The sequence below is a fragment of the Paraburkholderia sp. BL25I1N1 genome, assembly GCF_003002025.1.
Classification (GTDB): Bacteria; Pseudomonadota; Gammaproteobacteria; order Burkholderiales; family Burkholderiaceae; genus Paraburkholderia.
The window spans coordinates 34,394-47,176 of the sequence record NZ_PVZB01000009.1 but is presented as its reverse complement, the minus strand read 5'-3'; the positions used below and the strand labels follow the sequence as shown (position 1 = coordinate 47,176).

General features: G+C 63.2%; 12 protein-coding genes. 7 read left to right on the top strand and 5 right to left on the bottom strand.

What is annotated here, in order from left to right; all coding sequences use genetic code 11:
• Positions 1-1,092: an aminoglycoside phosphotransferase family protein gene (locus B0G73_RS14940; RefSeq protein WP_106281977.1), complete on the bottom strand. Its 1,092-nt coding sequence runs from the start codon at positions 1,090-1,092 to the stop codon at positions 1-3.
• A 223-nt stretch (positions 1,093-1,315) separates the two neighbouring features.
• On the opposite strand from B0G73_RS14940, the gene B0G73_RS14935 reads away from it, so the two are divergent.
• The 4 genes from B0G73_RS14935 (at position 1,316) to rsmA (ending at position 7,107) form a co-directional block, all read left to right on the top strand.
• Positions 1,316-3,682 (top strand): LPS-assembly protein LptD, encoded by a 2,367-nt coding sequence (locus B0G73_RS14935; protein ID WP_106281975.1) that lies wholly within the window; start codon positions 1,316-1,318, stop codon positions 3,680-3,682.
• Between the two features lie 67 nt (positions 3,683-3,749).
• Complete coding sequence (locus B0G73_RS14930) at positions 3,750-5,111, top strand: peptidylprolyl isomerase (RefSeq protein ID WP_106281973.1); 1,362 nt, start codon at positions 3,750-3,752, stop codon at positions 5,109-5,111.
• A 5-nt stretch (positions 5,112-5,116) separates the two neighbouring features.
• The gene (gene pdxA, locus B0G73_RS14925) at positions 5,117-6,127 is read left to right on the top strand and encodes a 4-hydroxythreonine-4-phosphate dehydrogenase PdxA (protein ID WP_106281971.1); all 1,011 of its coding nucleotides are present in this window, start codon (positions 5,117-5,119) and stop codon (positions 6,125-6,127) included.
• A gap of 149 nt (positions 6,128-6,276) precedes the next feature.
• Positions 6,277-7,107 carry a 16S rRNA (adenine(1518)-N(6)/adenine(1519)-N(6))-dimethyltransferase RsmA gene (gene rsmA / locus B0G73_RS14920; protein WP_012431739.1) on the top strand — a complete coding sequence of 277 codons (831 nt, stop codon included), beginning with the start codon at positions 6,277-6,279 and terminating at the stop codon, positions 7,105-7,107.
• Positions 7,108-7,152: 45 nt separating this feature from the next.
• Here the strand turns inward: rsmA and B0G73_RS14915 are convergent, their stop codons facing one another.
• Positions 7,153-8,088 carry a DMT family transporter gene (locus B0G73_RS14915; RefSeq protein WP_106281970.1) on the bottom strand — a complete coding sequence of 312 codons (936 nt, stop codon included), beginning with the start codon at positions 8,086-8,088 and terminating at the stop codon, positions 7,153-7,155.
• A gap of 259 nt (positions 8,089-8,347) precedes the next feature.
• Between B0G73_RS14915 and B0G73_RS14910 the strand changes: the two genes are divergently transcribed.
• From B0G73_RS14910 to B0G73_RS14900, 3 genes are all read left to right on the top strand, one after another.
• Positions 8,348-9,469, top strand: coding sequence for a porin (locus B0G73_RS14910; RefSeq protein ID WP_106281968.1), 1,122 nt, complete (start codon positions 8,348-8,350; stop codon positions 9,467-9,469).
• An 87-nt stretch (positions 9,470-9,556) separates the two neighbouring features.
• Positions 9,557-9,943 (top strand): lactoylglutathione lyase, encoded by a 387-nt coding sequence (gene gloA / locus B0G73_RS14905; protein WP_106281966.1) that lies wholly within the window; start codon positions 9,557-9,559, stop codon positions 9,941-9,943.
• Between the two features lie 26 nt (positions 9,944-9,969).
• A complete protein-coding gene (locus tag B0G73_RS14900) occupies positions 9,970-10,368 on the top strand; it encodes a hypothetical protein (protein WP_106281964.1) in 399 nt (132 codons plus the stop codon).
• Between the two features lie 104 nt (positions 10,369-10,472).
• Here B0G73_RS14900 and B0G73_RS14895 read toward each other — a convergent pair whose 3' ends face one another.
• From B0G73_RS14895 to gmhB, 3 genes are read right to left on the bottom strand one after another with little or no spacing between them, the layout of a single operon-like run.
• Entirely contained in the window at positions 10,473-11,375 is a 903-nt protein-coding gene (locus B0G73_RS14895; protein ID WP_106281963.1) for a M48 family metallopeptidase, read from the bottom strand.
• Positions 11,376-11,419: 44 nt separating this feature from the next.
• Positions 11,420-12,178: a 1-acyl-sn-glycerol-3-phosphate acyltransferase gene (locus B0G73_RS14890; protein WP_106281961.1), complete on the bottom strand. Its 759-nt coding sequence runs from the start codon at positions 12,176-12,178 to the stop codon at positions 11,420-11,422.
• A gap of 40 nt (positions 12,179-12,218) precedes the next feature.
• Positions 12,219-12,773: a D-glycero-beta-D-manno-heptose 1,7-bisphosphate 7-phosphatase gene (gmhB, locus tag B0G73_RS14885; RefSeq protein WP_106282304.1), complete on the bottom strand. Its 555-nt coding sequence runs from the start codon at positions 12,771-12,773 to the stop codon at positions 12,219-12,221.
• Between the last annotated feature and the right edge of the window lie 10 nt (positions 12,774-12,783).

Genomic DNA, 12,783 nt, shown 5'->3' with positions numbered 1-12,783 from the left:
TCAGAAGGTGTAGCCGACTTCATTCGCGCGGCCTTCGAGATCGTCGAGGAGCTTCGCGAACGGACGCAGCGGGGCATAGCGCTCGGCGACCTTGCGCGCGTAGCCGATGAAACGCGGCAGGTCCTTCATGTAGTGCGGTTTACCGTCGCGATAGTTGATCCGGCAAAACAGGCCCAGCACTTTGATGTGCCGTTGCAGACCCATCCATTCGATCTGGCGGTAGAACTCGCCGAAATCGGGATCGACCGGCAGGCCGGCTTTTTTCGCCCGTTCCCAGTAATACACGAAGCAATCCAGCTCGAACTCTTCGTCCCAGCTCAGAAACGCGTCGCGCAACAGCGAGGCGACGTCGTAGGTGATCGGGCCGTATACCGCGTCCTGGAAGTCCAGCACGCCGGGGTTCACGGGATTCGGTTCGGCGGCGATCATCAGATTGCGCGGCATGAAGTCGCGCAGCATGAACACTTGCGGTTGCGCGCGGGCGCTCGCGATCAGCAGCGCAAAGGTGCGATCGAGCACGCCACGGATTTTTTCGTCCGCTTGTTCGTCCGTCCCGCGGCCCAGATGGCGGCCGAGGAACCACTCCGGCATCAACTCCATCTCGCGGCGCAGGAAGGCTTCGTCGAACGGTGGCAGTACGTCTTCGCGCGAGGTGAGTTGCCAGCGGATCAGCGCGTCGAGCGCGTCGCGCATCAGCGAGCGGGCGCGGCGCGGGTCGTCCGTGTTCTGCGCCTCGGTCAGCGCGCCGAGGTACGAGGCCGTGCCCAGATCGGTGACGAGCATGAAGCCGGCCTCGAAATCGACCTCCAGCACATGCGGCACGTGCACGTCGGCGGCCGCGAGCAACTGCGCGACCTGCACGAATTCGCGGCACTTTTCGGGTGGCGGGGCATCGACGGCGATCAGCGTGCCGTTGCTTTCGCCTTCCGCCGCCTTACCGGCGAGCCGGAAATAGCGGCGAAAACTGGCGTCGGACGAAGCCGGAACAAGTGTGGCGAGCTCGAGCGAATAGCGCGCCGCGTGGCCTTTCAGCCAGGCTTTGAGCAGGTCGAGACGGGTATCGGTGGAGTCTTGGAATGGGGGCAGCGTCATGAAAACCGGCGGCAAATTCAGAGGGGCAACGTCTTGCCATATAATACCCCACGACTTTTTTGACGCGGCTCACGCCAGCTTTTCGCGTATTCCGCTTTACCGCCCGCCTCATCGTTCAACAGATTGTAAATATTGATGTGCAGCCGACTGTCACGGTCGGGATGTGCAGGCGGTGGACCGTGACTGCAGATGCTGACGGACGAGCCGATTCGCCAAACGATACATGCCGCCTAGACAGCTTTCCCAAACGACTCCCTCTTGTGCTGTTGTGCCGCGCAAAAGGCGGCTCGTCGCGGCGTTGATCGCCGTTCCGGGCCTGATGCCCGCGCTTGCGCACGCCCAGTTGGTGGGGGAAGCCGCGCAGCCGCAACCTATCGACGCGCCCTGGGGCATGCAACTCGCCCCGCAGCTCGAAGACCATCCGTTGCAGACGGGCCAGAAGCCAGCCACGTTCGTGCTCGGCGACGCGACCACCGGCACCAGCGACCAGGACATGGCCGCCAAGGGCTCGGCCGAGGTGCGTCGCAATACGGTCGTGATCAAGGCCGACGCGCTGCACTACGATCAGGACACGGACATGGCCGATGCGTACGGCCAGGTCCACGTGGTCAACAACGGCAGTTCGTTCGTCGGCCCGGAAGCGCACATGCGCGTGGATTCGAGCGAAGGTTTCATGACCGCGCCGAAGTACCACTTCAACGTGACGGGCGGCTCGGGCAGCGCGGAGCGCGTCGACCTGCTCGACAACGAGCGCTCGGTGTTCACGAAGGGCACTTACACGGCCTGCGCGTGCGCGGACGATCCGGCCTGGTACATCAGGGGCAGCGAGTTCGACTTCGATACCGGCGCGGACGAGGGCGTCGCCCACAACGGCGTGCTGTTCTTCCAGGGCGTGCCGGTGTTCGCTTCGCCCTGGCTGTCGTTTCCGCTTTCGGGCGAGCGGCGCAGCGGGGTTCTGCCGCCCACGTTCTCGCTGAGTTCGTCGAACGGCTTCGAACTGTCGGTGCCGTATTACTTCAATATCGCGCCGAATCGCGATCTGACGGTTACGCCGCGTGTGATCTCCAAGCGCGGCGTGCAGTTGCAGTCCACGTTCCGTTATCTGTCGCCCACGTATTCCGGCTCGATCACCGGCGAGTTCCTGCCGGACGATCATCTGACCAAGACCAACCGCTACGCGCTGTATATCCAGCACAACCAGAACTTCGGCAACGGGTTCGGCGGCTACATTTACTACAACAAGGTTTCGGACAACACGTATCCGGAAGACCTGTCGTCGTCGGTCAGTCAGTTCATGAACGGTACCCAGCTCCTGTATCAACAGGAAGCCGGGTTGACCTACAGCAACGGTCCGTGGTCTGTGCTCGCGCGTGAACAGCATTGGCAGACGCTGGCGCCTTCAACGGCGCCGTACGGCCGCGAGCCGCAGTTGAACGTGAAGTACGCGAAGTACAACGTCGGCGGCTTCGACTACGGCGCGGAAGCCGACTACACGAATTTCACCATCACCACCGCGGACCAGACCGAAGGTCAGCGGGTGATGTTCAACCCGTACCTTGCGTATTCCGTGGTCGGGCCGGGTTACTTCGTCACGCCAAAGGTGCAGTGGCACTTCGCGTCGTACAACCTGCGCAATATTCACGACGACGTGCCGATCGGCACGCCGAAGAATTTCACCGAATCGATCCCGACGTTCACCTTCGACACGGGCCTGATCTTCGACCGTTCGGTGCGCATCTTCGGCCAGGATTACATCCAGACGCTCGAGCCGCGCCTGTATTACGTGTACACGCCGTATCGCAATCAGGAATCCGCGCCGCTGTTCGACACCGCCGACTCCGACTTCGGCCTGGCGGAAATCTTCACGCCGAACACCTTTGTCGGCAATGACCGGATCGCCGACGCGAACCGCCTGACGGCCGCTCTCACCACGCGCTTCATCGACGCGGCCACGGGCGACGAGCGGGCGCGTTTCGTGATCGCGCAGCAGTACTATTTCCAGGACCAGCGCGTCACGCTGCAGCCTACGCAGACCAGCACGCAGGCCACGCATTCGGACCTGATCGCGGGTGCGTCGTTCAAGCTCGGCGCTGGTTTCGCTTCGGAAACGGCGTTCCAATATAATGCCGACAACAACCAGTTGGTGAAGACGAGCATCGGCTTCGGGTTCAGTCCCGCCACCGGCAAGGTGATCAACGTCGGGTACCGTTACACCCGCGCGAACACCACGCTGGACAACCAGCCGATCAATCAGGTGCTGATCTCGGGGCAATGGCCGCTCACGCATCGGGTGTTTGGCGTGGGCCGTTTCAATTACGACCTGGGCGGTCATCGCATCGTCGACGGTCTGGTCGGCCTGCAGTACGACGCCGATTGCTGGACGCTCGGCGCGGGGATCCAGCGCTACGCGAACGGTCTGAACACCTCGGGGCAGAATCAGTCGAGCACGCGGTTCCTCGCGCAGTTGACGTTCAAGGGCTTGTCGAGCGTCGACAACGGGCTGATGAGCGCATTCCGCGCCAGCGTGGCGGGCTATACGCCGTTGCCGCCGCCGCCGCCGCCGGAATCGCGTTTCACCAATTACGAATGACGCTCGCCCGATCATTTATAAAGTGCGAAAAGACGGGCCAGGCGCGCCCGACATCATTGGAGTATCTGTGGCAATCATGAAAAAGCTTCGCTTGGCAACGCTTGCGGCCGGTCTTGCCGCCGCGGCGTCTTTCCTGTCGGTCGCGCCGGTGCAGGCGCAGGCGCTGGGCGGCAGTAGCGGCCAGACGGTCGACACCATTGCCGCAGTGGTCAACAACGGTGTCATCACGCGGCGCGAGCTCGACGAACGCATGAGCCTGATCACCCGCCGCCTGAACCAGCAGAACGCGCCGGTCCCGCCGATGGACCAGTTGCGTCAGCAGGTGCTCAACCAGATGGTGCTGGAACGCATCCAGTTGCAGAAGGCGAAAGAAGACAACATCAACATCGACGACGCCACCGTGCAGAAAACGCTCGAACGGCTGGCCGCGGCGAACAACCTGTCGCTCGACGTGTACCGCTCGCGCATCGAGGCGCAAGGGGTGCCCTGGAGCACGTTCACCAGCGACGCGCGCACCGAACTCACGCTCTCGCGCCTGCGCGAGAAGGAAGTGGACAGCAAGGTCACGGTGTCGGACGCCGAAGTCGCGAACTACATCGCCAGTCAGCGTGGCCCGAACGCCGGCGCGACGAGCGACCTGCATCTGCAGCACATTTTCCTGAAGGCGCCGTTGAACGCGTCGGAGACGGATATCGAAGCGGCGCAGCAGAAGGCCCAGGCGTTGCTCGCCGAAGCCAGGGGCGGCGCCAATTTCGACAAGCTGGCGAAGTCGAATTCGCAGGCGCCGGATGCATCGAAAGGCGGCGATATCGGTTTCGTTTCGCCGTCCAAGCTGCCGGCTGAAGTCGTCAAGGCTGTCTCGACGATGCGTCCCGGCGAAGTCAATCCGGATCTGATCCGCACCAACGACGGCTTCGAAATCGTGCGTCTGGTCGATCGCCGTGCGGGCCAAGGCACAAGCTCGGATGCGCCGAAGCTCGTGCAAACGCACGTGCGCCACATTCTGCTGCGCGTCGGCGACGGCATGTCGGAACCGCAAGCGCGTCAGAAACTGCTTGAAATCAAGAAAGAAATCGCTGCAGGCGGCGACTTCTCGAAATTCGCGCATACTTACTCGCAAGACGGTTCGTCGTCGCAAGGCGGCGACCTCGGCTGGATCAGCCCGGGCGAGACGGTGCCGGAATTCGAGCGCGCCATGAACAACCTGCAGGACGGCCAGATCAGCGATCCGGTCCGCAGCGAATACGGCTATCACCTGATTCAGGTGCTGGGCCGCCGCGAATCCGAGGGTTCGGTTTCGCAGCAGATGGATCTGGCGCGCCAGGCCATCGGTCAGCGCAAGGCGGAACAGGCCTACGCCGACTGGTTGCGCGAACTGCGCGACACCGCGTATGTGGAAGTGAAGCCCACTCTGTCGAGCACGCAATAACCGTCATGACAAGCGCCACCCAGTCCGCCCGCCCACCGTTGCAGATCGCGATCACGACCGGCGAGCCCGCCGGTGTCGGTCCCGAACTGACGGTGCAGGCATTGGCGGGCGCGGCGGCGCATTGGCCCCACGCGCAGTTCACCGTGCTGGGCGACGCAGACCTGCTCGCCGAACGCGCGCGCGCCGTGGGTGTGGACTGGAGCGCGCTGACGGCGGACGGCAAGCGCGTGCGCGTGCAGCACCGGCCGCTCGGAGCGCCTGCCGTTGCGGGCAAGCTCAACGCGGCCAACGGCCGCTACGTGCTCGACCTGCTCGACAGCGCGATCGACGGCGCGGTAGCGGGCACGTTCGACGCCATCGTCACCGCGCCGCTGCAAAAGAGCACCATCAACGATGCCGGCGTGCCGTTCACCGGTCACACCGAATATCTGGCCGAGCGCACGCATACGCCGCGCGTGGTGATGATGCTGGCCGGCACGGGCAAGCGCCCGTTGCGCGTCGCACTGGCGACCACGCATCTGCCGCTCAAGGATGTGTCTGCGGCGTTGTCCGTCGAAGGCATTGTCGAGACGCTGCGCATTATCGATCACGATTTGCGGCATCACTTCGGCTTGCCCGCGCCGCGCATCCTCGTGACGGGGTTGAACCCGCACGCGGGCGAAAACGGTTATCTGGGCCGCGAGGAAATCGAGGTCATCACGCCGGCGCTGAAGCTCGCGGAGGCTCAAGGCATCGACGCGCGCGGTCCATACCCGGCCGACACGCTGTTCCAACCGCGTTATCTGGACGAGGCCGATTGCGTGCTGGCCATGTTCCACGATCAGGGCTTGCCGGTGTTGAAGTACGCCACGTTCGGCGAAGGCATCAATGTCACGCTCGGATTGCCGATCATCCGCACCTCGGTCGATCACGGCACCGCGCTCGATCTGGCCGGCACCGGCCGCGCCGACGCGGGCAGCATGATCGCGGCGATCGAGACGGCGGTGTCGATGGCGCAGCACCGCCGCGCGGGCTGACTCGGCGCTGCCGTGCTGTTGTGCTCGCGTGTATCCTGCCGCTGGCAGCAGCGTATGCGGCTTGGCGAGCGCTCCGGGCGCATTCGGCAAGTGCGCGCCGCTCAGCCAGTCCTTTTTCTTAAGCAGTTCTCTTTCTTAGCGTTTCTTCGATGTCCACCAGCAGACAGCAACAGGGCCGGCACCAAGGTCATATCGCGCGCAAGCGTTTCGGTCAGAACTTTCTGGTCGACATGGGCGTGATCGATTCGATCGTCGATGTCATCCGGCCGCAACGCGGCGAGCGTATGGTCGAGATCGGGCCGGGTCTCGGCGCACTCACCGAACCGCTGATCGAGCGTCTGGCCACGCCGGAAGCGCCCTTGCACGCCGTCGAACTGGACCGCGATCTGATCGGCCGTCTGAAGACGAAATTCGGCGGCCTGCTCGAACTGCACGCCGGCGACGCGCTCGCGTTCGACTTCGGCTCGCTGGCCGCGCCAGGCGAGAAAGCGTCGCTGCGCATTGTCGGCAATTTGCCGTACAACATTTCGAGCCCGCTGCTGTTTCATCTGACGTCGTTCGCGCATCGCGTGATCGATCAGCACTTCATGTTGCAGAACGAAGTGGTCGAGCGGATGGTGGCGGAGCCGGGCACCAAGGCGTTCAGCCGTCTCTCGGTGATGCTGCAATACCGCTACGTGATCGACAAGCAACTCGACGTGCCGCCCGAAGCATTCAACCCGCCGCCAAAAGTGGATTCGGCGATCGTGCGGATGATCCCGTACGAGCTGCATGAGTTGGCGCCGGTGGATGAGCGCGTGCTCGGCGAAGTGGTGACGGCTGCGTTCTCGCAGCGTCGCAAGATGTTGCGCAACACGCTCGCCGCGTATCGTGATTCGGTGGATTTCGAGGCGCTTGGGTTCGACCTGCAACGCCGCGCCGAAGACGTGCCGGTCGACGAATACGTGCGCGTGGCGCAGATCGTGGCGGCCAAAGCCTAGGCCTTGGCGGAGTAGCGAGACTGCGGTCTCGAATGACGCGATGCTCTAGCCCGTCACGCGTTTTGCCGGTGCGTTCACCAGCGCAATGCCGGTCAACACCAGGACGGCGGCCATCAGAAAGCGCAGACTGAACGACTCGCCGAGCAGTAGCACGCCGAAGGTCACGCCGAACAGCGGCGTGAGAAACGAAAACACCGACAGACGCGACGCGATATAGCGCGTCAGCAACCAGAACCACAGCAGATAGCTGACGAACGCCACGATCACCGCCTGATACGCGAGGCTCACCACGGTCAGCGGCGTGACGGTTTCGACATGTGCCTGGCCGAGTCCGAGCGCAAGCGCGAGCAGCACCACCGCCGACACCATCAGTTGATAAAACAGCGTCTTGCTGGCGCTCGATTGAGCGAGCCGCGTGGCGCGCACCACCACGGTTGTCGCGGCCCACGTGATGCCGCCCAGCACTCCGAGCGCGTCGCCCGCGACACCGGCGAGCAATGAGCCGCCGGCGGCGCGGCCGTGCAGGAACCCGTCCGCAAAAGCGAGCGAGATGCCCGCGAACGCCACGACGATACCGGCCCACTGAATCCGCCGCATGCGCTCGCCGTCGACGAACCAGTGCAGGCCGAGCGCCGTGAAACACGGTGCGGTGTACAGAAAGACCGCCATGCGCGACGCGCTGGTCAGCGTCAGGCCGAGAAAAATGCACACGAACTCGCCCGCGAACAGCACGCCCGCGAGCAGGCCGGCGCCCAGGGTGCCGTCGTCGCGAAAGAGCGGCGTGCCGCGTGAGCGCGCCCAGGCCCACACCAGCACCGACGCAATCGCCGAACGCAGGCCGGCCTGGAAGACCGGCGGCACTGTCGCATTGGTGCTTTTGATCGCGACTTGCTGGAGGCCCCAGATCGCGCACAGGCCGATCATCAACAGGATGGCGAAGCTATCCGGGGTGCGGCGCGCGGGCAGGGCGGAGGTGCTCATGGGCGGTGTCGAGTCGGAAACAGCTCGTACGATAGCAAACCTGCCCACGCCGCCCGCCGATGACCCCATTGGCTACGCGTGCTTCTTTCAGCCCGCAAGCGAGGCCGCAAGCGTTTTTGCCGACTTAACAACACCTGCCTCAGACTAATTTCGCACGGCCCGCGTTTCGCGCTAAGGTTCTGCCACTAACGTTTTGTCAGGGAAATTCCAAGCAGACGAACTCGATCCGCGCGACGCGGAGCCTGTACGAGGAGAAGCTATGAAGAACGTAGGCAGGTGGGCAGCGGTCGCGGTACCCGCGGCATTGGCGTCGTTGGGGTGTCAGTGGGCGCACGCGCAATCCAGTGTGACGCTGTACGGCGTGGTCGACGAAAGCGTGCGCTACCTGACTCACGTCAACAAGGCCGGCGATTCGTCGATCGGACTCGGCACGGGCGGCATGACGCAGAGCCGCTGGGGGCTGAAGGGCGTCGAGGATCTCGGCGGCGGCTGGTCCACTTTCTTCAAGCTCGAAAACCGCATCTACATCAATAGCGGCCAAAGCGATCCCACGCTGCCATTCTTCAATGAAGCACAGGTCGGCGTGCGATCGGATTCGTACGGCCAGATCATTCTCGGGCGGCAATACAACGTCGTGATCGAAGGGGTCACGGTGGCCGGCTACGGCAGCAATTGGTGGATCCCGTACGACTTCAGTTTTCAACCTGAAATCACCATGACGGGCGGCATCTGGACCAGTAACCAGGTGCAATATCAGGCGAGATATAACGGCTTCACATTCGCGGCCGGCTACGCATTCGGCGGCAACGCCGGCAATTCTTATGGCAGTCAGATCGGCGCGGCGGCGGCTTATAAGCCGGTAGGCGGTCCATTCAGCCTCGGCGGCGCGTACGAAGTGTCGAAAGATTCGGTCAACGGCGCGGCCGCGAAGACATGGACATTCGGCGGCGCGTACACGTGGAATCTGACGCGTTTTTCCGCCGGCTACATCGTCAATCAGAACGACGCGGGCTTTTCGAATTTCGCAAACGGGCCATTTACCGCGCCCGTGCTGGCGGCGCTCAAGTACACGGACTTCGCGCGGCGCCGCATGATCATGGGCGGCATCTCGCAACAGGTCAGCAATAAATGGCACTTCGCCGCGAACGTCTGGCGCACCTTGCAGGACGGCAAGTCCGCTGCGCAGGACGGCTCGGCCTGGCAATATCAACTGGTCGCCGACTACAACCTGTCCCGCCGCACGGACGTCTACGTGGAAGGCGATTATTCGCTGTACCGCGGCGGTCTGATCGGCGCGCAGCTGCAGGGCGTCAACGGCGTGGGACTCGCGCAGAAGGGCTCGCAGATCGGCCTGATGGCAGGCCTGCGGCATCAGTTCTGAGTACTGATTCAAAGTGGCACGCCCTGCAACGCCGCGGGATTCCGGGTACATTGACGGTCTCGTTACCACGCAACAGGGAGTGCACAAATGCGCCTGCTTCACGCCATGCTTCGGGTCGGCGACCTGGATCGTTCGATTGCCTTCTACACCGAATTGCTCGGCATGAAACTGCTGCGCCGCGAAGACTATCCGGACGGCAAATTCACGCTGGCATTCGTCGGTTACGAAGATGAACGCGACGGCACCGTGCTCGAACTCACCCATAACTGGGACACGCCTTCGTATGATCTCGGCACCGGCTTTGGCCACCTCGCCGTCGAAGTGGAAGACGCCTACGCCGCCTGTGACAAGATCAAGGCACAAGGCGGCACGGTCGTGCGCGAAGCCGGCCCGATGAAACACGGCACGACCGTGATCGCTTTCGTCACGGACCCGGACGGCTACAAGATCGAGTTCATCCAGAAGAAGAAATAAGGCCGGCGGCAGGGCGAGGTCAAACAATGAATAACATCAATCCCTACTTCAAAGAACTCGACGAGATCCACGTCGAAATTCAGGCCCTGTTCGACGGTTCCGCCGATGAAGGCGCGCTGCCGCGAATCATGGCGCGCTTCGCCCCGCAATTCTCGCTGGTCATGACGTCGGGCGTCGCACTGGATCACGCCGGCGTGCGCGAGATTTTCTCGAAGCTGCACGGCGCGCGTCCAGGCTCGCAAATCACGATCCGCGACAGGGAGATCGTCGCCGAGTATCCGTCAGGGGCGGTGGTGAAATATCGCGAGTATCAGCGCGACAGTTCCGGCAACGCGAACGTGCGGCGCTCCACGGCGGTGATGGATCTCGACGCGCACGGCAAGGTGACGTGGCGTCATCTGCAGGAAACTTTGTGCTCGGAATGAGCTGAAGTGTGTGACAAACCGGCGCTTCGGTTTGAAATCGAAGCGCCGGTTTTCAAGGCGTGAAAGAGGCGTGAAAGAGGCGTGAACGAGGCGTGAAAGAGGCGTTAAAGCGTAGGCAACAATTCCGGCGGATGCGACTTCAGCGTCTGCCGCGCTTCGCGAAACTCCGGAAAAATCGATTCCACTGTTTGCCAGAAGCGCGGGCTGTGATTCATTTCGCGCAGATGCGCGAGTTCGTGCGCGACGACGTAATCGATGATGGAAAGCGGGAAGTGAATCAGCCGCCAGTTCAGGCGAATCTTGCCGTCACTCGAACAACTGCCCCAACGCGTCGCCGCTGACGAAAGCGCGTACGCGCGATAGTTCACGCCCAGTTTCTCCGCGTAAATCGCGAGGCGCTCGCCGAACAGCCGCTTCGCCTCACCCTGCAGCCAGCCTTGCACGCGATCCTTGATCTGCTGTGGATCCGCTTGCAAGGGCAGCGGCACTTGCAGCGCCGCATCTTCCGCGCTGAACGCGAGCATGCCTTGCGGCGCGCCGAGTTTCACTCGCACGGGCTGACCGAGATACGGGACTTCGGCGCCATCTTTCCAATCGACCTTTGGCAACGCGCGTTGTTCGACACGCGTCTGCCACTCGATCAGCTTCGTGAAAATCCAGCGCTGCTTTTCGGTGATCGCGGTTTCGATATCGGCGAGCGTGACCCAGCGCGGCGCGGTGATCGTGAGACCCGTGCTGTCGATCGCGAAGCCGATCGAGCGGCGTGCCGAACGCTTGAGCGCGTAGTGGAGCGTGCGCGAGCCGATCGCGAGGCTGCGCAGCTTGCTGCCATCCGGCGCGAGCGGCACGGCCGGCTGCTGGCTCCCTGGCGAGTTCTGCGAAGCGCCTGGCGTCGGCGCGGAAGGTGACGGGGACGACGACGTCGACCCCGGCTCGGCGAAGAGCGGGAGATCGAGTTGCCGGTTATCGAGCGCCGCAGCGGGCTGCGGCGTAGGAAACTTCTGCATCGGATTCGGCTTCGCGCAAATACGCCTTCGAGGGCGTGGGCGCGTCAGATTGGTGCGGCGGCGGAACTGCTTTCCGCCGCGCGGTACGCAGTAGGATCGATGCGACGCATTTCAGCTTCGATCCACTGTTCGACGCGCGTGTTCACTTCATCGGGCGTGAGCCCCGTCGTCTCGATCGGCTTGCCGATCGACACTGTGACTATACCCGCATATTTGAGAAACGAGTTGCGAGGCCACACACGTCCTGCGTTGTGCGCAATCGGCACGACCGGCGCGCCGGTGGCCGTCGCGAAACGCGCACCGCCGGTTTTGTACTTGCCTTGCTTGCCGGTGGGCGTGCGCGTGCCTTCCGGAAACATGATGACCCAGGCGCCTTCAGCCATGCGCGCATTGCCTTGCCTGATCACCGACTCGAACGCGTACTTGCCTTCCTTGCGATCGATATGAACCATCTTCAGCATGCCGAGCGCCCAACCGAAGAAAGGCACGTACAGCAGTTCGCGCTTGAACACGTAGCACAGCGGCCGAGGCATCAACGCCGGAAATGCCAGCGTTTCCCAGGCCGATTGATGCTTGGAGAGCAGTACGGCGGGACCATCGGGCAGATTCTCGAAGCCTTCGATGTTGTAGCGGATACCGTTGAGCCAGCGCACCGTATGCAGCGTCGCGCGGCACCAGCCGGCCGCCATCCAGTAGCGGTTGTCGGCGCGCATGAACGGGAATGCGATGAAGCATGCAGTCGCGTACGGCACCGTGAACAGAACGAAATAGATCAGCAGAAGCAAAGAACGAATGAAGCGCATCGGCGTGGTCAGTGAGGGTTGGGGACGCGCGCGGCGCGCGTCACTCTTGAGCGTCGGCGAGGAAGTCGAGCGCGAAGGCACGCAGGTCGTCGTGGACGATCGTACCGTCGGGCAAGCCGCCGGCATCCAGCGTTTTGCGGCCCTTGCCGGTCAGCACCAGATGAGGCGGATGGCCGAGCGACGCGCCTGCTTGCAGATCACGCAGAGAGTCGCCGACCACCGGCGTGTGCTCCGGATCGACCTCGAAACGCTCGTTGATCATCTTCAGCATGCCGGGCCTCGGCTTGCGGCACTCGCAGTGATCTTCCGACGTATGCGGGCAGAAGAACACCGCGTCGATGCGGCCGCCGACCGCCGCCGCCATGCGATGCATCTTCAGATGCATCGCGTTGAGCGCGTTCATATCGAACAGGCCGCGGCCGATGCCCGACTGGTTGGTGGCGATCGCCACGCGATAGCCGGCCTGGTTCAGACGCGCGATGGCTTCGAGCGAACCGGGCAGTGCCACCCATTCGTCCGGCGACTTGATGAACGCGTCGGAGTCGACGTTGATCACGCCGTCGCGGTCGAGGATCACCACTTTTTTTGTCGGCATCGGCATGGCT